21 protein-coding genes are annotated in these 24,473 nt (G+C 74.3%); 8 read left to right on the top strand and 13 right to left on the bottom strand.

What is annotated here, in order from left to right:
• The first annotated feature begins 1,042 nt into the window (after positions 1-1,042).
• The 4 genes from ACF061_RS20845 (at position 1,043) to ACF061_RS20860 (ending at position 6,795) form a co-directional block, all read left to right on the top strand.
• Positions 1,043-1,603: a sigma-70 family RNA polymerase sigma factor gene (locus tag ACF061_RS20845; protein WP_392268400.1), complete on the top strand. Its 561-nt coding sequence runs from the start codon at positions 1,043-1,045 to the stop codon at positions 1,601-1,603.
• A gap of 432 nt (positions 1,604-2,035) precedes the next feature.
• On the top strand, positions 2,036-2,572 hold the full coding sequence (locus ACF061_RS20850) for a helix-turn-helix domain-containing protein (RefSeq protein ID WP_392268401.1): 537 nt from the start codon (positions 2,036-2,038) through the stop codon (positions 2,570-2,572).
• Positions 2,573-2,662: 90 nt separating this feature from the next.
• Entirely contained in the window at positions 2,663-3,238 is a 576-nt protein-coding gene (locus ACF061_RS20855) for a TetR/AcrR family transcriptional regulator (protein WP_392268402.1), read from the top strand.
• Between the two features lie 449 nt (positions 3,239-3,687).
• Positions 3,688-6,795, top strand: a complete 3,108-nt coding sequence (locus ACF061_RS20860; protein ID WP_392268403.1) for a BTAD domain-containing putative transcriptional regulator — start codon at positions 3,688-3,690, stop codon at positions 6,793-6,795.
• 258 nt (positions 6,796-7,053) lie between these two features.
• On the opposite strand, the gene ACF061_RS20865 is transcribed toward ACF061_RS20860, so the two are convergent.
• The 10 genes from ACF061_RS20865 to ACF061_RS20910 all read right to left on the bottom strand — a co-directional run bounded on the left by ACF061_RS20865 (position 7,054) and on the right by ACF061_RS20910 (position 16,088).
• Positions 7,054-7,608 carry a TetR/AcrR family transcriptional regulator gene (locus ACF061_RS20865; RefSeq protein WP_392268404.1) on the bottom strand — a complete coding sequence of 185 codons (555 nt, stop codon included), beginning with the start codon at positions 7,606-7,608 and terminating at the stop codon, positions 7,054-7,056.
• A 17-nt stretch (positions 7,609-7,625) separates the two neighbouring features.
• Positions 7,626-8,789 (bottom strand): MFS transporter, encoded by a 1,164-nt coding sequence (locus ACF061_RS20870; protein WP_392268405.1) that lies wholly within the window; start codon positions 8,787-8,789, stop codon positions 7,626-7,628.
• Positions 8,790-9,092: 303 nt separating this feature from the next.
• Positions 9,093-9,704: a flavodoxin family protein gene (locus ACF061_RS20875; protein ID WP_392268406.1), complete on the bottom strand. Its 612-nt coding sequence runs from the start codon at positions 9,702-9,704 to the stop codon at positions 9,093-9,095.
• A 195-nt stretch (positions 9,705-9,899) separates the two neighbouring features.
• Positions 9,900-10,751, bottom strand: a complete 852-nt coding sequence (locus ACF061_RS20880; RefSeq protein ID WP_392268407.1) for an aldo/keto reductase — start codon at positions 10,749-10,751, stop codon at positions 9,900-9,902.
• A 202-nt stretch (positions 10,752-10,953) separates the two neighbouring features.
• The gene (locus tag ACF061_RS20885; protein ID WP_392268408.1) at positions 10,954-11,673 is read right to left on the bottom strand and encodes a hypothetical protein; all 720 of its coding nucleotides are present in this window, start codon (positions 11,671-11,673) and stop codon (positions 10,954-10,956) included.
• Between the two features lie 118 nt (positions 11,674-11,791).
• Complete coding sequence (locus tag ACF061_RS20890) at positions 11,792-12,634, bottom strand: alpha/beta fold hydrolase (RefSeq protein ID WP_392268409.1); 843 nt, start codon at positions 12,632-12,634, stop codon at positions 11,792-11,794.
• 284 nt (positions 12,635-12,918) lie between these two features.
• Positions 12,919-13,752 (bottom strand): alpha/beta fold hydrolase, encoded by an 834-nt coding sequence (locus tag ACF061_RS20895; protein ID WP_392268410.1) that lies wholly within the window; start codon positions 13,750-13,752, stop codon positions 12,919-12,921.
• A gap of 53 nt (positions 13,753-13,805) precedes the next feature.
• A complete protein-coding gene (locus ACF061_RS20900) occupies positions 13,806-14,669 on the bottom strand; it encodes an MBL fold metallo-hydrolase (RefSeq protein WP_392268411.1) in 864 nt (287 codons plus the stop codon).
• 335 nt (positions 14,670-15,004) lie between these two features.
• Positions 15,005-15,634, bottom strand: a complete 630-nt coding sequence (locus ACF061_RS20905) for a cysteine hydrolase (protein ID WP_392268412.1) — start codon at positions 15,632-15,634, stop codon at positions 15,005-15,007.
• Between the two features lie 277 nt (positions 15,635-15,911).
• The gene (locus ACF061_RS20910) at positions 15,912-16,088 is read right to left on the bottom strand and encodes a hypothetical protein (RefSeq protein WP_392268413.1); all 177 of its coding nucleotides are present in this window, start codon (positions 16,086-16,088) and stop codon (positions 15,912-15,914) included.
• A 464-nt stretch (positions 16,089-16,552) separates the two neighbouring features.
• Between ACF061_RS20910 and ACF061_RS20915 the strand changes: the two genes are divergently transcribed.
• Positions 16,553-17,566 (top strand): LysR family transcriptional regulator, encoded by a 1,014-nt coding sequence (locus ACF061_RS20915; RefSeq protein WP_392268414.1) that lies wholly within the window; start codon positions 16,553-16,555, stop codon positions 17,564-17,566.
• A 532-nt stretch (positions 17,567-18,098) separates the two neighbouring features.
• Here the strand turns inward: ACF061_RS20915 and ACF061_RS20920 are convergent.
• Positions 18,099-18,560 carry an SsgA family sporulation/cell division regulator gene (locus ACF061_RS20920; protein ID WP_392268415.1) on the bottom strand — a complete coding sequence of 154 codons (462 nt, stop codon included), beginning with the start codon at positions 18,558-18,560 and terminating at the stop codon, positions 18,099-18,101.
• Positions 18,561-18,736: 176 nt separating this feature from the next.
• Here ACF061_RS20920 and ACF061_RS20925 point away from each other — a divergent pair, with 176 nt between their 5' ends.
• A complete protein-coding gene (locus ACF061_RS20925) occupies positions 18,737-20,629 on the top strand; it encodes a Na+/H+ antiporter NhaA (protein WP_392268416.1) in 1,893 nt (630 codons plus the stop codon).
• A gap of 57 nt (positions 20,630-20,686) precedes the next feature.
• Here ACF061_RS20925 and ACF061_RS20930 read toward each other — a convergent pair whose 3' ends face one another.
• Both ACF061_RS20930 and ACF061_RS20935 read right to left on the bottom strand, forming a co-directional pair.
• A complete protein-coding gene (locus tag ACF061_RS20930; protein ID WP_392268417.1) occupies positions 20,687-21,523 on the bottom strand; it encodes an alpha/beta fold hydrolase in 837 nt (278 codons plus the stop codon).
• A gap of 287 nt (positions 21,524-21,810) precedes the next feature.
• The gene (locus ACF061_RS20935; protein ID WP_392268418.1) at positions 21,811-22,341 is read right to left on the bottom strand and encodes a GNAT family N-acetyltransferase; all 531 of its coding nucleotides are present in this window, start codon (positions 22,339-22,341) and stop codon (positions 21,811-21,813) included.
• 699 nt (positions 22,342-23,040) lie between these two features.
• Between ACF061_RS20935 and ACF061_RS20940 the strand changes: the two genes are divergently transcribed.
• Positions 23,041-23,574: an endonuclease domain-containing protein gene (locus tag ACF061_RS20940; RefSeq protein WP_392268419.1), complete on the top strand. Its 534-nt coding sequence runs from the start codon at positions 23,041-23,043 to the stop codon at positions 23,572-23,574.
• A complete protein-coding gene (locus tag ACF061_RS20945; RefSeq protein ID WP_392268420.1) occupies positions 23,571-24,344 on the top strand; it encodes an SDR family oxidoreductase in 774 nt (257 codons plus the stop codon). Before ACF061_RS20940 ends, ACF061_RS20945 begins: the two co-directional genes overlap by 4 nt.
• The last annotated feature ends 129 nt before the right edge of the window (positions 24,345-24,473 follow it).

Raw genomic sequence — 24,473 nt, forward strand, 5'->3', positions numbered from 1 at the left:
GACGGTGCGGGGCGCCGCGGTGCACGGCGGGAGCCCCGGTAGCCGGAGCGGAGACGCGACGCGCGGGCGGCGCCCGGCCGCTGCCACCCGAGTACGACGCGGCCCGGCCCGGCGGGCGCCGCGCGGTGGTGCGGGGCGGGTGGGGTGAAGCAGGTGTGCGGTGGCGGGGGTTCGCGCGCCCTTGCGGGGGTGTGGTGCGTCGACGATGCGTGCGGTGAGAGGGCGGGCGGGCCCGGCGGACGACAGCGACCGGCCACCGCGCCAACGCCCGACGGTGCCGGGCGTGTCCCCACGTGAGGGCGCCGGGCGTCTGCGCGCGGGCCGGTGGTGCCGGGCGGTCCCGTGGGTGTCGGCGGCGGGTGTTTTCGCGTGTGATGGTGTGGGCGTGCCCGTGCCTGTCGGCGCCGGGCGTCTGCGCGCGGGCCGGTGGTGCCGGGCGGTCCCGTGGGTGAGGGCGGCGGACGTTTCCGCGCGTGACGCTACCGGGCGTTTTCGTACAGCGTACTCGGACGTTCCCGCATGGCGTCCCCGGGCGTTCCTAGGTGGCGTCCCCGGGCGTTTTCGCGTGGCGTCCCCGGGTGTTCCCGCCCCTGACGGCGCAGGGCGCCGCGTGCGCCGGTGTTCCGCCGGTGCGTGACGTGCCGAGGAGGTCTGGTCGTGCCGCCGGTCCCGCGGACCGCCGTTCGTCCGGCCGATGCCGGAACCGCATCGCGCGATGCGTGATCGGTCTTGGACGGCGGCGACCGTCGCTGGTGAGATGAGCGCGAGCAGGCGAACGACACACGCCGGTTCCCCGGGTCCCGACCCCCGGGAGTCCGGCGCCCGTCCCGGGTCCTCCGCCACGGACCCGGTCCGGCCGGTCGCGCCCCGCCCCGCCCCGGCTCGTCGATGAGCCGGGCCGGCCACCCGCCGCACACCGCCACCACGATCCGGACCGCTGCCGCTCGCGGCGTCCGCCGTGGCAGACCCGGACCCGACACGGCCGTCGAGTCCGCGACCGGACCGGGTGCGGTTCCACCCACGAACGCAGAGACACACCACCATGAAGACAGTCGCGCGCCGGGAGACCCGGCCGTCGCCCGGGCCGCATGCCTATGTGCACACCCTGACCGTCCAGCACCGTTCCGCGCTCGTCGCCTACGCCGAGAGACTGCTCACCGACCGGCACCTCGCGGAGGACGTGGTCCAGGAGGCGCTCATCCGTGCCTGGCACCACTGCGAGAAGCTCCGCTCGGGGGAGGGATCGGTGCGCGGCTGGCTGCTGAAGGTGACCCGGAACCTGGTCACCGACCGGGCGCGCAGCGCCTACGTGCGGCACGAGACCGTGACCGACGAGACCTGGGACGTCCACCAACCCGACCACGCGGAGGCGGTACTGACCTCGATGGAGGCCAACGCCCTGCTCGACGGCCTCAGTCACGAGCACCGGGAGGTGCTCGCCCACACCTACCTGTACGGGCACACCATCCGGGAGACCGCCCAACTGCTCGGCATACCCGCCGGAACCGTGAAGTCCCGCCAGCACTACGCGCTGCACGCCCTGCGCCGCCGTGCCGGCGTCCCGGCCACGGGCCGCCCGGCCTCAGGGAAGTCCCGTCGCTGACAGCCCCGTTGGGCGGGCGCACGCCGGGGCGCGCGCTCCGGGCGGCGGCGCCCGCCCGTCCGCCGAGGCCGCTGACCGACCCGATCCGGGCTCCCCGACGTCCGATACACGAGGGCGGTGCCGGTCCCGGTTCGACGGCCGAGGAAAAACATGTGTTCCACCGGGTGCTGCGAATCCTTCACTCCTGAGCAGCGGAGGGATAGGCTGACGAATCACTGACCTGTGCCGTGGAAAGCCATGCCGCTGGCGCCCGAACGTGCAGAGACAGTGCACGTTTGTACTTTTCCCGCCCTCCTTCCGCTGTGGGCCGGTCGAAGCGGTCGTGCCCCCGGCCGATCGACGTGTCCGCGGTGGGAGGAGGCCGTCGAGTCCGCCGGCGTGTGAGCGGTGGGGCGACGGGTGACACTCAGCGACGAGACACGATGGATGGCGATGATCGGCAGTCGACTTCGGGACATGCGCATCGCACGGGGCCTCAGTCTCCGTGCTCTGGCCGCTGCGATCGGGGCTTCTCCCACCCTCCTGAGCCAGGTGGAGCGTGGAGTGACCGAGCCCAGCCTGTCGACCCTGCGCAGGCTCGCCGAGGTGCACGAGGTGCCCATCGCCGAACTGTTCGCATCGGGCGAGAGCGCGTCGGCGGAGGTGAGCCGGCCCGGTGAGCGCCTGGTCATCTGCTCACCGCGCGGGAACGTCCGCTACGAGCGGCTCACCCCCAGCAACGTACGGCTGGAGGTCCTGCGGGCCGTCCTCGGACCGGGTGACGCGACCAGCGACCAGCCCCGGAGCCACCCGTCCGTGGAGTGCGCCTACGTCGTCACCGGCACGCTCAGCACGGACGTGGCCGGCGTGATCCGCACCGTGCGGGCCGGTGAGGCGGTCACGTTCGCCTCCGGGCTCGCGCACCGCTACCTCAACGAGACCGACACGACGGTGGAGTTCCTGCTCTCGACGAGCCCGCCCGCCCCGTGATCCGCCGCCCGTCCTGCGAGCCGTCCCCGGCCCCGTGATCCGTTCCCGGTGGCTTTTGACAGCGTTAAGCAGACCGGTCATATTGGAGGCATGCCTCAAGTCAGCGTCAAGGGAAAACTCGTCGAGCACGCGGAGGGCGTGTTCCGGCGCAAAGGCTTCAACGGCGCCAGCGTGCAGGACATCACCAACGCCGCGGGGGTCCCCAAGGGGTCCTTCTACAACCACTTCAAGAGCAAGCAGGAGCTCGCCGCCGAGATCGTGCGCCGCTACAGCGACGCCACCGACATCGGCATGCTCACCGGCGCCGGTGACGGTCCGGCGCTGGAGCGCCTGCGGACACACTTCGCCACCCAGGCCGACCGCACCCGCTCCACGGGCGTCGAGTTCGGGTGTCTGCTGGTGACCATGGCGAGCGACACCCCCACGGCCGGCGAGGAGGTGGGCTCCGCCGTGCGCCACAGCATCGCGGGGTGGACCGACCTCCTGGCGGCGGTGATCGAGGAGGGCAGGCGGACGGGCGAGATCCGCCCGGGCCCGCCCGCGCGGGACGTCGCGGCCTTCCTCATCGACGCGTTCGAGGGCGGCGCCCTGCGCGGCAAGGCGACCGGGGACGAGGCGGCGTCGATGCGCTCGCTGGACATCGCCCTGAACTCGTTGCGCGCCTGAGGCACGAGACGCCGGGCCCTTCCGGCGCGCCCGGCCACGCGACCGCGCCGCTCGCCTCGCCCACCGGCGACCACACCGAACACACCGAAGTCGGCCATTCGACGGATGCCCGAACCATCCGATTCCCCTGACGATGGTGCCGCCCGCCGCCCGCCGCCCGCCGCGCATCGCAGTCGCGGCCCGGAGCGGGCGGAAGCCGGGCCCGGCCCGTCGGCCGAACCGGAGCGACCGTGCGGAACGGCCTGGTCGGAGCGGTCGTGCGGAACGACCGGTGGGTTCAACCGGCGGCCGGGGCGCCCGGCCGACTGCCGCGCCCCGGGGCACCCGAGTGTGCCCCCCCGCAGTGCCCGCCCCGTCCGCCGGCCGACGCGCCCACGGCGGGGCGGCGCGCTCAGCGGTGGCCGGAGCACCGCGCACAGCACGACGCATGTGACCAAGTGGAGGTCCTGATGACCGCGCCTTCCCCACCCGTCGTGGGCGAACCGCCCGAGGACGAGGTGCTCTTCGACAGCGCGGCCGCGTCCGGTGACGTCCGGGACACGCACCGCACGGACCTCGCCCGGCGTCCGCACGGCCGGGAGGAGCACGCCGCGGTGCCGGAGGCGGCGTCCGGCGCCCCCGGCGGCACCGTCCGCTTCTCCGTGCTCGGGCCCGTGCGGGCCTGGCGCGACGGCGCCGAGCTGTCCCTCGGGCCCAAGCAGCGGCGACTCGTCCTCGCCGTGCTGCTGGCCAGGGCGGGACGGCCGGTCTCCCTGGAGGAGCTGGTCGGTCTGCTCTGGGACGGCACACCGCCGGCCAGCGCGGTCAACGCGGTGCACCGCAACGTCGGGGTGCTGCGCCGGCTCCTCCAGCCGGAGCTGCCTGCCCGGGCGGCGGGACGGTGGCTCGTGCGGCAGTCCGGCGGCTACCTCCTGCGCGTCGACGCCGGCACCCTGGACCTGCTCACGTTCCGCGAGCTGATGGAGCAGGGCCGGGACATGGTCCGGGCGGGCCGTCGGGCGGCGGCGGTGGATCTGTTCACCCACGCGCTGGGACTGTGGCAGGGACGGGCCGCCGCCGATCTGGAACCGGTGGCCGACACCCACCCCGCCTTCGTGGTGCTCGAACATGAATACGTGTCGGCGGTGCGGGAGGCGGCCGGGGCGGCCCTGGACGACGACCGCGCGGGGGCCGTGCTGCCGTTCCTGCGCCAGGCGGCCGAGCGCAACCCCCTGGACGAGGCCCTCCAGGCACACCTGCTGATGGCGCTGGCCGCCGACGGCAAGCAGGCCGAGGCGATGACGCTGTACCAGGAGATACGGCTGCGACTGGCCGACGAACTGGGCGTCGACCCCGGCGTCGAACTGCGCACCGCCTACGACCGCATCCTGCGCCAGCAGCCGGCCGCGGACCATCGGGCGCCACGCCCCGACGACTCCGTGCTCCCGGCGCCGGCCGCCGCCCCGGCCGCCCCCGGCGCCCGATCCGGTCCCGAGGCCCGGCCCGGTCCCGAGGCCCGGCCCGGTCCCGAGGCCCGGCCCGGTCCCGAGGACGAGTCCGCCGCCGCGCTGCTCCGGCCCGCTCAACTGCCCGCCGACCTCATGGGCTTCACCGGCCGGCAGGAGGCCCTGGAGCGGGCCGCGGCCCTGGCCCGGCAGACCGCGGGCGCGGGCCTGCGCATCCTGGCGATCGACGGCATACCGGGCATCGGCAAGACCGCGCTGGCCGTCCACCTGGCCCACCGGCTGGCCGCCCGGTTCCCCGACGGCCAGCTCTACGCCGACCTGCGCGGCTTCGCACCCGACGGCCACCCCACCGATCCGAACGAGGTGCTCCAGGGCTTCCTGGACGGGCTCGGCGTGGCCCAGCAGCGCATCCCGGTCTCCAGGGACACGCGTTCCGCCCTGTACCGCAGCACCCTGTCCGGGCGGCGGATGCTGGTCATCCTCGACAACGCCCGCGACGTGGAACAGGTACGGCCGCTGCTGCCCGGCACCTCCGAGTGCATGGTGGTGGTGACCAGCCGCAGCCGGCTGACCGGCCTGGCCGCCGCGCACGGCGCACAGTTGCTCACCCTGGACGTGCCCCCGCTGCGGGAGGCCGCGGAGTCCTTCCTCGCCCGTATCGACCGGTCCCGGACCGACGCCGACACCGGTGTCGTCGAGCGCATCGCCGAGCACTGCGGCCGGCTGCCGCTGGCCCTCGCCCTCGTGGCCGCCCGGGCCGCGAGCCACCCCGACCATCCGCTGACGCACCTGGAGGCCGAGCTCACCGGTGCCGGACGCGGCCTCGACGGCTTCAGCGACGACGACTCCGACAATGGCGTACGCGGGGTCTTCTCCTGGTCCTACCGCACACTCGGCCCGCGGGCGGCGCGCACGTTCCGGCTGCTGCCCCTGCACCCGGGGCCCGACGTCAAGACCCCGGCGGTGGCCAGCCTGACCGGGATGCCGCCGAGCGAGGCCGCCGCCGCGGTGGGGGAGTTGGTCCGCACCCGGCTGCTGACCGCGCAACGCCCCGACCGTTACTGGTCCCACGACCTGATCCTGGCCTACGCCGCCGAACTCGGCGACGACGGCGAGGCGGAGCGGGCGGCGGCGAAGTCGCGTCTGTACGACCACTACCGGCAGACCGCGCACCTCGCGAACCTCGCGCTGCGTCCGCCGGCTGTCCCGGTGCTTCCTCCGGCGCCGCTGGAAGGGGTGACTCCGGAGCCGATCGCCGACAGCACGGCCGCGATGGCGTGGTTCACCGAGGAGAGCTTCGCCCTGCGCGCGATGGTCGAGGACGCCGCGGCGCGCGAGGACGCGCGGACGGCCTGGGAGCTGGCCCTGTCCATGCAGCTGTTCCACCAGCGCAACAACTGGTGGCACGACTGGGCGGGGACCATGCGCACCGCCCTGGAGGCGTCCCGGCGCGCGGACGACGTGGAGGGCATGGCCCGCACGCACCACGGCCTCGCCGGCGCACAGCACTACCTCGGGAACAACGAGGACGCCCTGACCCAGCTGGAGTGCGCCCGCGCCCACTTCGAGCGGCTGGGGCTGGTCGACGACCTCGCGCACGTCCTCAAGAACCTGGGCACCGTCCGGACGGCCCGGGGCGATCACGCCACCGCGTGCCGTCAGCACGATCAGGCACTGGAGCTACTGAGGTCCTCCGGGCCCAGTGAGCTGAAGGCCAACACCGAGCTGACCGCCGGGTTCGCCCGGCTCCGGCTGGGGGACGCGGCGGAGGCGGTGCGACTGGCCGAGAGCGCCGCGGCGATGTTCCGGGACCTGGGGAACCTGCACGGCGAGGCGGGCTGTGCCAGCCTGCTGGGCGAGGTCCACCGGGCCGGCGGCGACCACGTCCGTGCCATCCGCTCCTACGAACGGAGCGTCGAACTGGTGCGGCGGATCGGTGGCTGGGCCGATGTGGTCGAGGATCTCCTCACGCTCGGCGACATCCGCCTGGACGCGGGGGACCGGGCCGGGGCCCGCCGGGCCTGGACGGAGGCCCTGGCCCATGCCGACGAACCGGCGCTGCTGCCGCGCATCCGGCAGGCGCGGGCCCGGCTGGCGGCGACGGAGTCATGAGGCCGGCGCCGTACGGGGCGGACCGCACCCCGTACGGCGGACGGACGCGGGACCGGTCCGTTCCGGCCCTTCCCGCCGTTCCGTTCCGGCCCTTCCCGCCGTTCCGTTCCGGCCCTTCCCGCCGTTCCGGCCCCTGCCGCCGCGTCGACGCCTCGTCCGCCGTGCGGCATGGCTGCCATGTGGCGCGGTTCCCGTACGGCATGGCTCCCGTACGGCGTGGGCTCCGGTGCGGCGCGCGCCACGCGTCCACGGGAGCGGTCACGTACGCAGTGCGTCCAGTGCGATGTCGATCTCCTCGGCCAGAGAGGACTGGTCGCCCCGGGCCTTGGCGCGCAGGGTCGCTCCCTCCAGCACGTCGATCAGGAAGGCGGCGAGCGCCGCGGCGGGCCGTCGCCCGGTGACCTCACCGGCCGCCTGCCCCGCCTCGATCGCCGCCGCCAGGGCACCGGTGCGGACGGCCAGCGCCTCGCGGACGGCTTCGCGCACCCGCTCGCCGGCCGCGGTGCCGTCGTCGGCGAAGGTCCCGAGCAGGCACCCGAACTCCACTCCGGTGGCGGCGATCCGCTCGTTCTGCCGGTTCAGGTGCCGGCGCAGGCGCTCCAGGACGGGACCGTCCCCGTCGAGGTCCGACACGTCGGTGGCCCCGACGTAGCGGTGGACGACCTCGACGGCGAGGTCCTGCTTGTGGGCGAAGTGGTTGTAGAAGGACCCCTTCGGCACGCCGGCGGCCCGGGTGAGGTCCTGCACGCTCGCCGCGTGGAACCCCTTGCGCCGGAAGACGTCCTCGGCGTGCTCGACCAGCCGGTCACGCACACTCGGCCGGGGCACCCTCACCACCCCGCCGGTGAGGCCGCCGCCCGGCGGCCCCGCAGCGTCAGGGAGACGGCCGCGATCGCGGCGAGGACGGCGACCAGGGTGCCGTAGGCGACGACCGTGGCGGACAGCCCGAGGTGGTCGGCGGCGATGCCCGCCGCCAGGACCGGCACACCGTAGGCGGTGTACGCGACCAGGTAGACGGCGGCGAAGAGCGCGCCGCGGCGGGCGTTGTCGGCGAGCGGGCCCAGGATGCGCAGGGTGGAGCCGAAGGCCGCGCCCTGTCCGGTGCCGCCGGCGAGCGCCCCGGCGATCACCACGGGAAGGGTCGCCGTCCCGACGCCGATCACCGCGAGCACCGCGCCGGCCAGGACGAGCAGGGCGCCCAGCCGGGTGGCGCGCTCCGCGCCCATCCGGCCGAAGGCCACGCCCGCGATCGCCGCCGAGACAGGCTGGAGGGCGACGATCGCCCCGTTCACCGCTCCGCCGTGGATGCCGAACACGGTGCTGTCGAAGGAGGGCGCCAGCCCCAGGAACAGACCGGAGAACATCCATCCGGCGGCCACCAGCGGAGCCAACGACCAGAACCACGTGCGGGCGGCCGGGACGACCGTCAGCCGGGGGCGCAGCGTGGCGAGTACGCCCGGACGGCGGCCGGCGGTCTCCGGGGCGGCCAGGACCGAGGCGATGCCGTAGGCCAGGACCGCGGCCAGGGAGAGGAAGACCACCGCGGTCGGGTGCGCGGTGAACTGCACGGCCACGCCGGCGAAGAAGGCCCCGAGGGCGAGGCCGCCCACGGGCGCCGCGCTGGTGAGCACCGTCATCAGCCGCCGGCGCCGCGGACTGGCCAGTTCGATGATCGCCGCGGTGAAGGTGCTCGTCGCCGCTCCGGTGGCCATGCCCTGCACGGCGCGTGCCGCGATGATCCACCCGATGCCGTCCGCGGCCAGGAACAGGGCGCTGCTCAGGAGCAGCAGCGTCAGCGCTGTGACGAGGACCGGCCGGCGCCCGATGTGGTCCGAGACCGATCCGGCCACCAGGAGGGTGGCCAGGAGGGTGACCGCGTAGACGGTGAAGGCCGTGGTGAGCTGCCAGTCGGGGAACCCCCACTCACGCTGGTAGAGCACGAACAGGGGGCTGCCCGCCCCGGCGGCGAACGCGACCGCGACGGACGCGATCACCACGCCGAGCGTGGCCGGGGTCCGGCCCGGAGCGGACTGCTCACGCGGGGCGGCGGGACCGGCAGGGGCGGACCGGCCGCCAGGGGCTGCCGGGACGGCGGTTGCGGCCTGGGCCGACAGTCCGGCCGGATCGGCGTCCCGTCCGGCCGGGCCGGGGCCGGCGTCGTGCCGCCGGGCAGGGGGTTGCGGCTGGGAGAGTTTCACGGCGTCTCCAGAAAATCGCCGGTCATCTCGACGAGGTGATCGGAGGGCGAAGGGTGCGGGTGGAGCGGCGTGGGAGCCGCTCACCCGGAGGGCTGGACGTCAGGCGGTGACGGACAGGGCCGCGCGTCCGGCGGCCATCAGCGCCGCCTGCCGGGCCACACGGGCTCCGAGGTGCTCGGCGGTGGCGATGTCCGCGCTGTGCACGGTGTCGGTGCCGCCGTCCATCGGCGTCTGGGCGCCCGCGCCGCCCCAGTAACCCAGGCGGTTGAGGTCGTTCTCCGTCGCGGTGGTGGAGTTCCAGCCCGGCTTCAGGCCCAGGCTGACCCAGAGCATGCGGTGCTGGGCCGCGAGGGCGGCGAAGTAGGCGAGGGTGTTGGACTTGTCGCCGCTCTTGGACGCGGAGTTGGTGAAGCCGGCGGCCAGCTTGTCCGCCCAGCGCGCCTCACTCCACCGCGCGCTGGTGGCCTCCGCGAAGGTGTGGAACCCGGCGGACGCGCCGCCCATGTAGGTCGGCGAGCCGAAGACGATCGCGTCGGCCTCGTCCAGCCGCTGCCACTGCTCGTCGGTGATCTCGTCGACCTTGACGAAGACCACGTCGGCGCCGGCCTCGGCGGCTCCCTTGCGGACCGCCTCGGCGAGGACGGCGGTGTGTCCGTAACCGGAGTGGTAGGCGACGGCGACCGAGGGACGGGGAGAAGTGAACTCGGACATGTGGGACTCCTTGAGGGTGCCGGGCTGTCAGCCCGATGAATATGACCGATCGTCTCTGGAGAATATGACCGGTCGTCTTGAATCTGTCAACCGGTAAGGACCCGGTGCGGTCGGTCGACCCGCCCCGGGACGGCCCGGGGCGGTCGCGGGCGCCCGGTGACGCCCGTTCCCCGGCCCCGCGGGCCGGAGGGGGACTCAGCTCAGCTCGTCCCGGTCGGCCTGGCGCAGTTCGAGCCCGGCCGCGGCGACGTTGTCCTCCAGGTGCTCCACCGACGACGTGCCCGGAATCGGCAGGATCACCGGCGAGCGCCCGAGCAGCCAGGCCAGGGCCACCTGGGACGGCGTGGCGCCGAGCCCCCGCGCGCTGCGGTCGAGCGGCCCGCCGGCCCGGGCGAGTTGGCCGGTGGCCAGCGGGAACCAGGGCAGGAAGGCGATGCCGTTGGCCTCGGCGTACTCCAGGACGTCCTCGGAGTCGCGCTGGGCGATGTTGTAGAGGTTCTGCACGGAGGCGATGGGCGCGATGCGGCCGGCCTGGCGCAGTTGCTCGACGCTCACCTCCGACAGCCCGATGTGGCCGATCTTGCCCTCGTCCTGGAGCTCCTTGAGCGTGCCGATCTGGTCGGCGAGGGGAACGGCGGGGTCGACGCGGTGCAGCTGGTAGAGGGGTATCCGGTCCAGGCCCAGGTTGCGCAGGCTGGACTCGGCCTGGCGGCGCAGGTGTTCGGGGCGGCCGTTGGGCGCCCACTGGCCCGGGCCGGGCCGGGTCAACCCGGCCTTGGTGGCGATCACCACGTCCTCGGCATAAGGGTGCAGCGCCTTGCGCAGCAACTGCTCGGCCGTGTCCGGGCCGTAGGAGTCGGCGGTGTCGAACAGGTTCACGCCCAGCTCGACGGCCCGGCGCAGCAGGCGCACGGCGCCGTCCTGGTCCGGGTAGGGGCCCCAGACGCCGGGCCCCGTGAGCTGCATGGTCCCGTAGCCGAGGCGGTTGACCGTCAGCTCGCCGCCGATGGTGAAGGTGCCGGAGGACGCTGCGGAGATGGTGCTCATCACTTGCCTTTCTCGTTCGTCCACGGACGGGCGCCCTCTGGAGAACACGTGCTGTCGGTGGGCACATGTGTGCAGGGAGCCCGTACGTGTGGGGGGCCGTCCGTGTCCGGGGGCGTACGCCCGCGCGTCGCCGGCCCGGACGGCCGGGGAGCCGGGGCCGCCGGGGCCGCCGGGGCGCGCGGCGGCGCGCGGCGGCGCGCGGTCAGGAGACGGCGACGTCCTTGAGCTGGACGGAGACGACGAGAGGGTCGGAGACCTTGTGACCGGACTCGTCGCGGGCGTAGATCATCCGGGTGGTGGGGATGATCAGGCCCGACACCTCCTGGTGGCCGGAGACGTAGTGGGCCGCCGGGGTGTTCCCGGCGATCTCCACGCTGTAGTCGCGGCGGTGGATCAGCCCGTCGTCACCGATGTACAGGACCTGTTCGGTGCTCAGGGTGGCGAGGGTGGACGGGAACGTCACCCGCAGCCGGCGGAACTCGCGCCCGCCCTCCGTCCAGGGGTCGATCTCCTCCGTCCGGACTCCCGGGAAGGTCAGGGAGAGCGGCTCGGCGAGGTAGGTCCACATGGCGCTGCCGGAGAAGTAGGCGAGCTGGAGCCGGTTCCACGGCGTCATCAGGTCGTGGCCGGCGAACGAGGCGCGCGGGTCGGTCAGTTCCTCGACCACGGTGCCGTCGGAGGTCTCCACGGCGACCCGGTCCGCGGTGAAGGCGGTGCGGTGGCCGGGCTCGAAGAACGGCGTCTGGGAGACGTACTCCCGGTCGAGGGCGACGGTGACCTCGACGTCGTTCAGGGCGCCGGGGTGGCCCTTCATGCCCCACAGGGCGCCGCCGAAGAACTGGCGGGCGGTGATCCGGCGCGCCTCTCGCCAGCGGGCGAGGCCGCCGTGGGCGTCGAGGACGGTGCTGAGCAGTTCGGACACGGGATATCTCCTGATCGACGGCCGGTCGGGGCCGGCCGGTGGTGGTGCGGTCGGTGGTGGTGCGGTCGGTGTGGACCGGCGGTGCGGGTGGTGTGGACCGGTGGTGGCGGGGGCGCTGTCAGCCGAGGAACTCGTTGACGTCCTTGGCGACTTCGGCGGGATACTGGAAGAGGAACGCGTGGGCGGCGTCGGGGTAGATGCGGATCCGCGCGTCCGGGATCAGCCCGGCCATGAGGTGGCTGCCCCTGGTCGGGATCATCAGGTCGTCGTCGCCCTGGATGACCAGCGTCGGGCACTGGATGCCGGTGAGCCGCTGGAGGGCCGAGTGATCGGGGATCCCCCACTCCAGCACGGCGTCGTACTGGGCGTCGCGGGACTCCAGGCTGCTGGGCACGTCCCGGTCCTCGGTGCGTTCCATGAACCGGCCCAGGAACTCCACGCCCTTGGCCTGGCTGGTCTCGGTGTGCGCGAAGAAGATGTACAGCAGGTCCTCGCCGGTGGGCGCCTCGGCGCGGGCGTGCGTCTCGATGTCCTCGCGCCAGCCGTGCATGCCGGGGGCGCCCTTGGGGCCGGTGCCGGCCAGCACCAGACGGCGGATCAGGCGCGGCCGGATCAGGGCCATGTCCTGGGCCACGAAACCGCCGATGGAGAAGCCGAGCACGTCGACGCGGTCCAGGCCGAGTGCCGTGGTGAACGCGATCATCTGGTGGGCCATCGTGGCGACGGTGCGCGCGGGTGTGCCGGTGGAGGAGGAGACGCCCGGGTAGTCGACGAGGATGACCTCGCGGTCCGCGGCCAGGGCGTCGACCAGGGCCGGGTCCCAGTTGTCGAGGTTGCCGGTGAAGTGCTGGAGCAGCACCAGGGGGACCTCGCCCCCGGACCCCAGACGTCGGTAGGCGTAGCGGACGCCGTCGGCCTCGGCGAACCGGGTCGGTGCGGTGCGGTGTGTGACGGAGGGCATGCGGTCTCCCGGAAGGGCGTGGATGGTGGTGACGGACGTGGGCGGGCGGCCGGGCAGCGGGCGGCCGGTACGTCCGGCGTCGTGCCGCCCGGCCGGCGTCGCTGCTCGGTGCGGACGCTGCGTGGTCCGCCTGTCGGCCCGCGGAGCGGCCGACCGCGCCACCGGAGGACGCCGGCGGCGGTACCGGCCGTGTGCCGGGTCCTCGGCAGGACCGGCCGGGCGGCCCGCGCAGCCCGCGCGGCAGGCGGCGGAGCTGGCCGGCGGAGCGGACCGCCGGGCGACGGTCAGGACAGGAAGCGGTTCACCTCGTGTGCGAAGTCCTCGGGGTGCTGGAAGAGGAAGCCGTGGCCGGCGTCGCTGTACAGGATCACCTTGGCGTCCGGCAGGCGCTGCGACATGGCGTAGGTGGCGTAGGCGTGGATCATCACGTCGTGGGCTCCGTTGGCGACCAGCACCGGGAGGGTGAGCTCCTCCTGGCGGTCCCAGTAGCCGCCGAACGTGCTGATCGCCGTGAGCTGGGCCTTCACCGCCTCCGGCCCGACGACGGCCCCGGACTGAGCCAGCCGGTGGTCCAGGCGGCGCAGCGAGGCGAGGCCGGCCTTGCGGGCCCGCTCGGTCTCGGGGAAGAAGAGGTAGAGGAAGTCCTCGTCGCCGTTGGCGGCCTTGGTCACCACCTGCCGGGTGCGCTCCGGCTGCGGCGGCAGGTCGGGGACGCCCCCGGCGGAGCTGCCGGCCACCACCAGCCGGCGCACCAGGCCGGGCGCGGAGAGCGCGACGCCCTGGGCGACGATGCCGCCCATCGACCATCCGAACACGTCGATCTCGGTCAGCCCGAGGGCGCGGACGAAGGCCAGCGATCCCTCGACCATGCCCTCGATCGTGTCCGGCGGGGTGCCGGTGGAGGCGTTGGTGCCGCGGTTGTCGAAGACGATGACCTCGCGCTCGGCGGCCAGCAGATCCAGGAACTCGGGGTCCCAGTGGTCGATGGTGCCCCGCAGCCGCAGGTGCATCACGAGCGGCGGTCCGCCGGCCCGGCCGAACCTGCGGTAGGCGAAGCGCTCCCCCTCGGGGCCGTCGACGTAACGGGTCTCGGCCGAGTCGGCCAGGTATGCGGACATGGTTCTCTCTCTGTCGGGGCGGGTGCTGGAAGGTGTGCTCGGGAGGGGGGCGCTCACCGCTCGGCGTCGGGCTCCTGGTCCGGGAACTGGGCGGTCGCCGAGGCGAAGAGCGTGTAGGGGTTGCCCCGTTCACCGTGTGCGGTGGTCATCGCCCGGATCACCTCCCCGGCGTCGGAGGCGGCGGCGACCGAGGTGTCGAAGTCGTGGAGGTAGCGGCGGGAGGCCGCGATCACGGCGGCCGCGTCGTCGCCCGGCGCCGCGGGGTCCCGGTGGCCGGGCACCACGATCCGCGGGCGCAGCGCCTCCACCGTGTCCAGCGCAGCCAGCCATCGCATGCGCGCCTCGTGGTCGGTCTGCGCCAGCCACATGTGGATGCCGTCGTAGGCGACGTCGCCGCCGACGACCGCGTCGAGTTCCGGCACGTGCAGGACGCTGGAGGGGTGGGTGTCGCTCTGGCCGACCGGCACCGGGCGCAGCTCGTGCCCCTCGACGGTGATGACCTCCCCGGTCAGCGGCCGCGGCGCGACCGTGCGGGCCGGAAGCCGCCCCGGGAAGAGCGACTCCCAGTAGGCGAGGACCGGGGCGCTCAGCTGCTCCTCCGCGTACGGGACCACCTCGGGCAGAGCCACCGCCACGGCGTCGGGGAAGGCGTCCAGTACGACCGACAGGCCGAGGAAGTGGTCGGCGTGACCGTGGGTCACGTACACCGTGGTGACGGTCCTGTCCTTGGCGCGGATCCACTCGGTGAGACGCTGCGCCTCCTCCAGGGTGATGAGCGCGTCGACGAGGGCGGCCTCGTGGCGGCCGTGGATCAGGGTCGCCGTGCTGGCCGGCCAGGTGGCCTGTCGCCCGCCCCAGCCGGGCGGGGTGGCGGCGATGGGTTTGTAGTCGCTGGTGTAGACGTCGATCGACAACATCGGGGGTTGCTCCGTTCCGGGCGCGGGCAGGGGGTCGGTGACCTGCGAACCGGTCGTGGTCCGCGTCCGCCCGCGGGACCAACGTATGCGGCGGCAGTGGTGCGTTTGTGGAGCCGTACTGTGCGCCCGGGCCGTTCGGCGAGCGCGGCGGTGGGATGTTCCGGGTGTGCGCCGGGCGCCCGCGGCGCGGGGAGGGATCGGTCCCGCGGGCGCCCGGCCGTGCGACGGCGCGGCCGGGAGGGCGGGCTGCCGTGCCGCCGTGCCGCCGTGCCGCCGGAACGGAGGGTCGTCCGTCCACGGCGGCCGTGGCGGCGCCCGCCCGCCGACCGGTGCCGCTACCGCCCGGAGAAGGGCCCGGTCGCCAGGACCTCGTCGGTGCTCAGCACGTGGTGGGCGATCAGTTCGTAACGGCGCAGCATCTCCTCGTAGGCGTCCGGACCGCCCTCCGGGGCCGTGGCGTCCTTGACCAGGGTGACCTCGTAGCCGCGCTCCATGGCGCTGCGGGCGGTGGACTCCACACACATGGTCCCGATCATGCCGGCGACGGCCACGTGTTCCACCCCGCGCCGCTTGAGCTGGATGTCGAGGTCGGTGGTCGCGAAGACGTCGAGGTTCTTGTGCGGGGCGATCGCCACCTCGTCGGCGTTGGGCGCGAGGTCGGGGTGGAACTCGGCGTTCCAGCTTCCCTCCTCGAACATCCGGTTGTCGAACATCATCCGGTGGATGCCCGACGGGTGCCGCCAGTTCGCGTACTCCTCGTCGTTGAAGGTCATCGGGGAGAAGAAGGCCGGATACCCCTGCGCACGGAACCCGGCGAGCAGCCGCTTGAGGTTCTCGAACGTGCCGATCCGGTCGTACTCCTCCTTGAATCCCGGGTAGCCCTTGCCCTTGTCCGAGAACATCTCGTTGACGGTGTCGATCAGGATCAGACCGACAGGTGCCGAGACACCGGAAGTGTGCGCCATCGCCGTTTTCCCATCATTCGCCGCACCGCCCGCGGGGTGCGTGTCCAGCGGTCCGGAACGGGGAGATCCGTCCCCGTTCCGGGCAGAGGGGGAAATCCCCCATCCGCAGGCTTCCACCGGGCGCCGGGCACGGCATCGGCAACTTGACTGAGAGCGTTCGCGTACACCGAGCGGCCCGCCGGGGGGACGCCGGCTCCGCGGGGCGTCGGAGGCGGCGACCGCGGGAGGTGACGCAGCGCCCCCGGACGGTGGCGGCGCACACCGCGCCGCCGACGGGTCACAGCGCGCGCGTGCCCGCCACGGACCGCGCCTGCCGGGCGAGGTTGTTGTGCAGTCGGCGGAGGTGTTCGGCCGCGGTGCACGGCACGCCGTCGGCACGGCACTGGCGGCAGGTCTGGAGGTGTGACTCATGCTCCGCGCGTGCTTGCTGGAGAAGGTCCTGCGAGGGTTGCATACGTGTTCCTGAAGGCATACGGTGCCGCGGATGGCGGGCACATGGGAAGCGAACGGGAGCGATCCGGGCCCGGTCGCCCGGGATTCACACCTGAACTGTGTTCTCGTTATCCGGAGTACGGCAAGATCGGCAGGTCACGGGCCGGGTGTGCGGACATGACCGCAGGGCGGAACATGTGTGTGCGGTGGCCGGTGACGGGTGCCGGTGGCGGGTGCCGGCGGCGGACGGGGCCGGGTCCGGCAGGTGTGGCGCGGTCAAGAACGCCGCCACAAGGAGTCCACAACGGCCGGGCAGACTGGGCCCGCGCGACCGGAGGAGCGGCTCCCTCTTCCGACCCCCTGAGCTCCGCACGGGTGTCCTCCCCACAGGCGTGCGGCGGCTCAGCGGCCCGACCCCCCACCCGCGGTGCTCCCGGCGGCCTTCGGAGGCCCACCGGGCCCGCTCCCACGACAGGCGAATCGCAGGTGTACGACGACTTCACCGACCGCGCCGAACAGCGGCTCGGCGCGGACTTGGACCCCCGCTGGCTGCGGGCCTTCCTGGCCGTGGCGCAGGAGCGCCACTTCGGCCGCGCGGCGGCCCGGCTGACGATCGGCCAGCCCTCACTGAGCCGTCAGGTGCAGCAACTGGAACGCGCCCTGGGCGTGACCCTGTTCCACCGCACCCCGCACGGCGTGACCCTGACCGAGGCGGGACACGCCCTGGTGCCGGAGACCGAGGAGTTGCTGGCGCTCAACGCGCGTGTGCTGCGGACCGCGCGGGCGTACCGGGGCTCCTCCCACCCGGCCACGGTGACCGTCGCCGCGCCGCTGCCCAGCCCGGCCGGCGGACTGCTCGCGGAGGCCATCCGCCGGTTCCGCGGTGACGCCCGGTCCGTGCGGACCGCGGTACTGGACCTCTTCGACGAGGAACAGGCCGGCGCCCTGGCACAGCGTCAGGCCGACGCCGTCCTCACCTGGGAACGGCCCGCGCTCGCCGGTCTCGCCGGTGCGGCGCTGGTGGAGGAGGCGCAGTACGCGGTGGTGGCCGCCGGGCACCCTCTGGCCGGGGCGGACCACATGCCCTGGCCGGCCCTGGCCGGGGAGCCGCTGCTCTTCCCCGTGCGGGAACGACGGCACTGCTGGACCCGGCTGCGCCACGCGGCGGCGGCCGCCGGCACCGAGCTGACCCCGGTGCCCACGGCGCCCGCGGCCGTGCTGGACCTGGTGGCCGGCGGGCTCGGCTGCTCGGTGGTGCCCGCCCACTTCCGGCTCGGCTCCTGTCCCGGGCTGGCCTTCGTGCCGCTGCCGGGGACGCGGGTCCGGCTGAGTGTCATGTGGCGCCGGGCCGACCGCTCCCCGGCCGTGGCCGCGTTCGTCGCCGCCTGCCGCTCCGCCGCCGCGGCGCTCATCGCCGCCCGCCCCGACATCTGGTCCGTCCCCGGGTCCGTCCCCGGGTCCGTCCCCCGGCCCGCGCCGCCGGGAGATCCCGAGGGGTGACGCGCTCCGGCCGGTTCGGCGCGACGGCCCCGGACGGGCGGGGCGCCGGCGAGGCGCCACGGGTGGGCGAGCAGTCCTTTGACGGATGCCCGGCACGGCGGCGCCGGGTGAACCTGGATGCGGCGGGGCCGCCGGGACGCGTGGAGGCGCGGACCACCGTTGCCCGCGGGCCGGGTCCTCGCGGACCCTCCCACGCCGTCCGCCGCGCTCGGTGGCGCGGTACGGCGGGGGAAGAAAACGCGGACGGCGGCCGTTCGCCGGGTGGGGGGACGCAGCGCCGGCCCCGCCGAGGTGGCCCGGCCCCTGGCCATGAGCGGAGCCGGGCCACCGGTCCAACGGCGCCCGCCCCGACGGGCCACCGGACCCGCGGCGCCGACCCCGACGGGCCGCCGCGAAGCGCGGCCCGCACACCACCGTGGCACCGGCGACAGGCCGGTGAGGAAGGAGCGGACATGTCGCACCGGGCAGAGCCCGCCGAGAACGCCGCGGACCAGTGCCGTCCCGGAGCGGCCCGATGACGGCGTACGCCACCTCAGTCCATCCCCAGCAGAGCCGCCTCCAGGACATCCCAGTCGAGCAGCTCGCACTCGCTGCCCGCGGGAACCAACTCGTAAGTGGCGTCGAGCCACTGCCGTACCCCGGCCAGGTCCGCCTCGAAGGTCACATGCCCCTCGGGCCGGTCCAGGCTGAAGTACAGGCTCCGTCCGGCCTCCTCCCGCACGCCCGACGGCCAGGCCCGGAAGTCGCCCTCGCCGCTGGGCCGCCGCGTGCCCGCCGCCAGCAGGTCCCGTGCCACCACCCAGGTCACCGTCACCCCCGAGGGCAGCACCAGATCGATGCCCACGGCGAACGGATCAGCCGCGCTGTAACGGAAACGGCACGCCAGCGAGTTGGGTGCGAGCGTCGTGAACAGGCGACGCAGGGTGGTGTGGAACACGGAACGGCAGCCCTCGTCCGGGCTCTCCCGGTCGAAGTCCGGCTTCTGGTCGTTCATCTGGACACTCCCCTTCTCATCGCATTCGTCGCGCGCTGTCGCATGCCATGGTGCGGCGCGTGGACCGGGCCATGCATCGGTAGAACGACTGCGCGCGCGTGGCCGGGAACGACCGCCCGCGCGTGGCCGGGAGCGGGTGCGTCCCGGCGCGGACCGCGGTCGCGGCGGAGGGCGGCATGAGCACTTCCGTCGAAGAGGCGGCCGACTACACCGGCCGCACCTCGTGCGGCGCCGACTCCCCCTCCCCGCTGCGCCGCTTCCTGCGCACCGAGACCGGCAGCGCCGCCGTGCTGGTGGCCGGGGCGCTCGCCGCGCTCCTGTGGTCCAACACCGCCCCGGCGTCCTACGAGTCCTTCTGGGAGACGCACCTGTCCGTGCGGGCCGGCGCCCACGGCGTCTCCCTGACCCTGCGCGAGTGGGTCGACAGCGGGCTGATGACGGTGTTCTTCTTCGTCGTCGGCCTGGAGGCGCGCCGGGAGTTCGACATGGGGGAGCTGCGCGAGCGCAAGCGGCTCGCCCTGCCGCTGGCGGCGGGCGCCGCCGGGATGGCCGTGCCGGTCGGCATCTACCTCGCGGTCAACGCCGGGCACGGCACGGTCCACGGCTGGGGTGCGGCGATGTCCACCGACACCGCCTTCGCGCTGGGCGCGCTGGCCCTCGTCGGACGGCGGATGCCGGCCGGGCTGAGGGTCCTCATCCTCACGGTGACCGTCGTCGACGACTTCCTCGCCCTCGGCGTCATCACCGTCGCCTACAGCGAGCACGTGACCCTGCCGCCCCTGCTGGCGGCCCTCGCCGCGTTCGCCGCGGTCCTGGTACTGCGCCGCCTCGGGGTGCGCCGGGGCGCGCTCTACGCGGTGCTGGCCGTCGCCGGCTGGCTGGCGCTGCTGAAGTCGGGCGTCGACCCGGTCGTGTTCGGCCTCGGCATGGGCCTGGTGACCTACGCCCGCCCCGCCGCGCGCAGCGACCTGGAACGCGCCAGCGGCCTGTTCCGGCTGTTCCGGGAGCAGCCCACGCCGGAGCTGGAACGCAGCGCCCGGCTCGGCCTCGCCTGGGCCGTCTCCCCCAACGAGCGCCTCCAGCGGATGTACCACCCCTGGGCCGGATACGTCGTGGTCCCGCTGTTCGCCCTGGCCAACGCGGGCATCGAGATCAGCGCCGACCAGCTCGGCCGGGCGTTCTCCTCGCCCGTCACCCTGGGCGTCCTCTTCGGCTACGTGCTGGGCAAGCCGGTCGGCATCGCCGGGGCGTCGCTGCTGTGCGCGGTGCTCAGCCGCGGCCGCGTCCGGCTGCCGGTCGGCTGGGGCGCCCTGGGCGCCGGCGGCACCCTCGCCGGCGTCGGATTCACCGTCTCCCTGCTGATCGCGACGCTCGCCTTCGACGGCCCGCGACTGGAGGAGGCGAAGATCGGCGTCCTGAGCGCCGTGCTCTGCTCCGTGGTCCTCACCTGGGGCGTCAACGGCCTGCTCGGACTGCTGCCCCGGCACACGCGGCTGCGCGCCCTGATCGGGAAGGCGGAGACGATCACCGACCTGGCGGTGCCGGTCGACCCCGGACGCGACCGCGCCCGGGGGCCGCAGCGGGCCTTGGTGACCGTGGTCGAGTACGGCGACTACGAGTGCCCCTACTGCGGGCAGGCGGAGCCGGTCGTCCGCGAACTGCTGGAGGACTTCGGCGACGTGCGCTACGTGTGGCGGCACCTGCCGCTGACCGACGTCCACCCGCACGCCCAACTGGCCGCGGAGGCCGCGGAGGCGGCCGCGCTCCAGGGCCGCTACTGGCAGATGCACGACCTGCTCCTCGAGCACCAGGGCGCGCTGCGCCGGGAGGACCTGCGCCGCTACGCCACCGAGATCGGGCTGGAGCTGGAGCGCTTCGCGCGGGACATGCGCGCGGGGGCGGGTGCCGCGCGCATCGCGGAGGACGTGGAGTCGGCCGACCTCAGCGGCGTGGCCGGCACCCCCACGTTCTTCGTCAACGGACGCCGGCACGAGGGCGCGTACGACGTCGCGAGCCTGTCGGCGGCGGTGCGGGCCGCCCGGGAGCGGGCCGCGGTGCGGGCCTCGTAGGGGCGGACGACGGCGGCCTCCGGGGGAGGAGTCCCCCGGAGGCCGCCGTCGTCGGGGCTACTTGGCGAGGAAGGCGAGCAGCGCCTCGTTGACCTCCTCGGCGTGGGTCCACAGCAGGCCGTGCGGGGCGCCCTCGACCTCGACGTAGTCGGCGGAGGGCAGCAGCTCGTGGAACGGCCGCGCGGTGGAGTCGATGGGCAGGATGTTGTCGGCGGTGCCGTGCAGGATCAGGGTCGGCACGTCGATCTTCGGGATGTCGGCGCGGAAGTCGGTGAACCAGGTCAGCGGCGCGGCGGCAGCGGCGTGGGAACCACCGGCGGCGGCGACGTTCCAGCTGTTGCGGACGGCCTCCTCGCTGATGCGGGCGCCGAGGTTCTCGTCGAGGTTGTAGAAGTCCTGGTAGAACGCCGTGTAGTAGGCGTACCGGTCGGCCTTCACGGCGTCGGAGACGCCCTGGAAGAACTCGATCGGGGCGGCGCCCTGCGGGTTGTCGTCCGTCTTGAGCATGAACGGCTCCAGGGAGGCCAGGAAGGCGGCCTTGGCGATCCGGGCGGAGCCGTAGGCGCCCAGGTAGCGGCCCACCTCGCCGGTGCCCATCGAGAAGCCGACGAGCACGACGTCGTTCAGGTCCAGGGTCTCCAGCACGGTGTTCAGGTCCGCGGCGAAGGTGTCGTAGTCGTAGCCGGTGGTGGGCTGGCTCGACTGGCCGAAACCGCGGCGGTCGTAGGTGATGACGCGGTAGCCGGCCTCCAGCAGGGCCGCGGACTGCTTCTCCCAGGAGTGACCGCTGAGCGGGAAGCCGTGGATGAGGACGACCGGCTGACCGGCGCCGTGGTCCTCGTAGTACACGTTGATGTCGGTGGAGTTCTCCTGGCCGACCTTGATGAACGGCATCGTTTTCCCTTTCGGAGGTGGAACGCTGGTGCTGACCGGGCCGGGCCGCCGGAGCGCCGCGGGCTGTGCACGGACGCGGCGCACCGGCCGCGGCCGTACCGCATACGGGATCGTCGGTCCCGCGTCAGCGGCGCCGAGCCATGGAACGAGTCTCACCCGGACGCGCCGGTGGCTTGATCCGTCTAACGACTTACGCGTTTCGTCATGGCGGTTCGCACGCCCCGGGGGACCGTGCCGTACGACGGCTCCTTCCTCCGCGAGCCTCGGCGCCGGGGCGCCGGCCCGCCTCAGGCCGGCCGGCGGAGACCGTCGCCGCGGCCCGCGTCCCGGCCCCGGACGCCGTGCGGCGGGGTGCAGGGGCGGCCGGGCACGGGCAGGGCCAGGTCCAGGGTGGCGCCGTCCACGTTCAGGGTGCGGGCGCCGAGCGCGCGGCAGATCGAGAGCATCCTGCGGTTGGCGCGGTCGGTCATCACGGTGACGACGCGCAGGCCGAGGGAGCGTGCCTCACCCAGGGCGTGGCGGACCAGACCGGAGCCGAGACCGGCGTCCTGCCAGGCGTCCTCCACCAGGATGCCGAGTTCGCCGGCGTGCCCGGTGCGGGCGCGCACGAGGTGGGTGGCCGCGACGACCAGCTCCGGGTCGCCGACGGGATGGGTGACCCAGCCCAGGCCGCGGCCCGGGCGGATCAGCGCGGCCCACTCGGTGGGGCTGATCTCCCGTCGGGCGCCCTGGTACCGGCTGTGACGCGACTGCCGACTGGAGCGCGCGTGCATGGCGTTGACCGCGTCGAGATCGGCGTCGGTGGCCGGTCGGGTCACGGTGGCCCGCCCGTCCCGTGTCCCGATCGGACGCACGGCGGGCCGGGGCGGGGAGGCGCAGCGGAATGCCGGGCCGGAGGTCGACATGTGTGTGGTTCCTGTCGCTATGTCGGTGCGCGGACGGGTGGGCGGCCGCCGTCGGCGGCGGGTACCGACACGTGACGCGCCGACCGGTGCCGGATGAGGACGAGGGGCCGCGACGTGCTGTTCCCGTGGCGAGAGCCGGTCGGGGAGGAACCGCCGGGTTTCACTGCGCACGGGAGCACTTGGCGCGCGTGCGGCGCGGTGAAGCCGGAACGCGGCTTCGCGGGCCAGCGTAACGCCTCCGCCTGTGATCCGGTCCCGGGCCGGACACCTCCGGCTGTCCGGGGAGGAGCGGGGCGGAAAGTCCGGGCCGCACCGGCCGCGTGACGGCACGGCACGTCGCCGGACGGTGAGCGGCCCCGCTCCGGCCGCCGTGCCCCCCGGCCCCGGCCGCCGTGCCCCCCGCCCCGTTCCAGCGAACACACGTGTTTTGCGGCGGCTCCGCACATGTGAGTATGGGGACACGGTGGAGGCGGGAACACCCGGCCGGGGACGCCCGATCCACGAACGATCCACAGTCCCGAGGGATGCTGCCGATGCGACGCGGACGGCATCGGCGGCATGTCCGGGGCGCCACGGTGACACGCGGCAGCGCGAGGAGAGCGATCCGAGCCGATGAGCGACGTACAACGCTGCGGGATGTGCAAACAGGAGCGTCCCCTTGACGAGTTCTCACCCTCCTACCGCGGCAGGACCGGCACCTGGTGCAGACCCTGCAACGCCGCCTACGCCCGCGGCGAGCGCCCCGAGGTCGCGCACCAGAGCCGTGACTGCGACAACTGCGGGGAGCCGTACGTACCGCGGCGGCTGAAGGTCACCTCCGCGTACTGCTCCAAGCGGTGCCGGGACGAGCGCCGGCGCGTCTCCGGCCGGACACGGGACGCCTACCTGCGGCGCAAGTACGGCATCGGCCTGGCGGACTACGAGCGGATGCTCGCCGGACAAGGGGGCGGCTGCGCGGTGTGCGGGGCCGGGCCCGGGGAGGGGGTGCCGGGGAACGTCCGGCACCTGCACGTCGACCGGTGTGAACGCACCGGCCGCGTCCGCGGCCTGCTCTGCGCGGAACACGGTCGACTGGTCGCACAGTTCGGCACCTCTCCCGAACTGCTCCGCCGCGCCGCCGCCTATGTGGAGGCGGCCTCCCGATGAACGGCCCGCGGCAGGACCCGCCGTTGTCCGGACGGACCTTCCTGGTGGCGGGAACGGCCGGCGGCGTGGGGGAGGCGGTCGCCCGAGTGCTGCTCGGCGAGGGCGCGACCGTCGTGGTGACCGACGGCGGCCCGGAGGAGCTGGCCCGGCTCGCGGTGTACGCGGTGAGGACGGGGGCCGGGCGGCTGGTCGTCGAACCGGTCGTGGTCGGCGACCCGGACCGGGCGTTCGTCGCCGCGCTGCTCACCCGGTACGCGCCACTCGACGGGGCCGTCCTGTGCCCCGGCGACCCCGCGCCGCCCGAGCGGCCGGGATTCCCCGGCGCCTCGGGCACGCGGTGCGAGGACCGGCGGGACGCCGTCCAGTGGGAGCTGGCCGGTCACTTCCACGCGCTGCTCACCCTCACCGCGCTGCTGTCCCGGTCCGGGGCGCTGGTGTACCTGAGCGTCCCCGGCACCGGTGAACCCCCGGCGTTCCCCGGCCTCCCCGAAGCGGTGAGCGCGGCCAAGTCGGCGCTGGTGCGGTCTCTCGCGGCGGGACTGGAGGGAGCGGGTCCGCGCGTGTGCGAACTCGCCGTGACGTCCCGCACCCCTTCGTCACCGTCGCCGTCGCCCGGCCCGCACGGTCCCGGCCGGCCCGGTCTCCACGACCTGGCGCGGCACGCGGCCCGTGTGGTCGCCCGCACCGCCGCGCACCGCGCCGCCGCCGTGGGCACGGACGGCCCGCAGGACGGCTTCCCGCCACGTGAACTGCCCGTGAGGCGGGGGTGAGGCCCGTGCCGGGACGGGCGGGCGTGCGGGAACGGCGGGCGGCGGCGCGGCGGGCGGCGGCGTGTCCGTCCGTGGCGGGTCGTCAGGCCCCGGAGGGGCACGTCCCGCGGCGTCTCCCGCGCGGCACGC

The sequence above is a fragment of the Streptomyces sp. NPDC015220 genome, from assembly GCF_043079345.1.
Classification (GTDB): domain Bacteria; phylum Actinomycetota; class Actinomycetes; order Streptomycetales; family Streptomycetaceae; genus Streptomyces.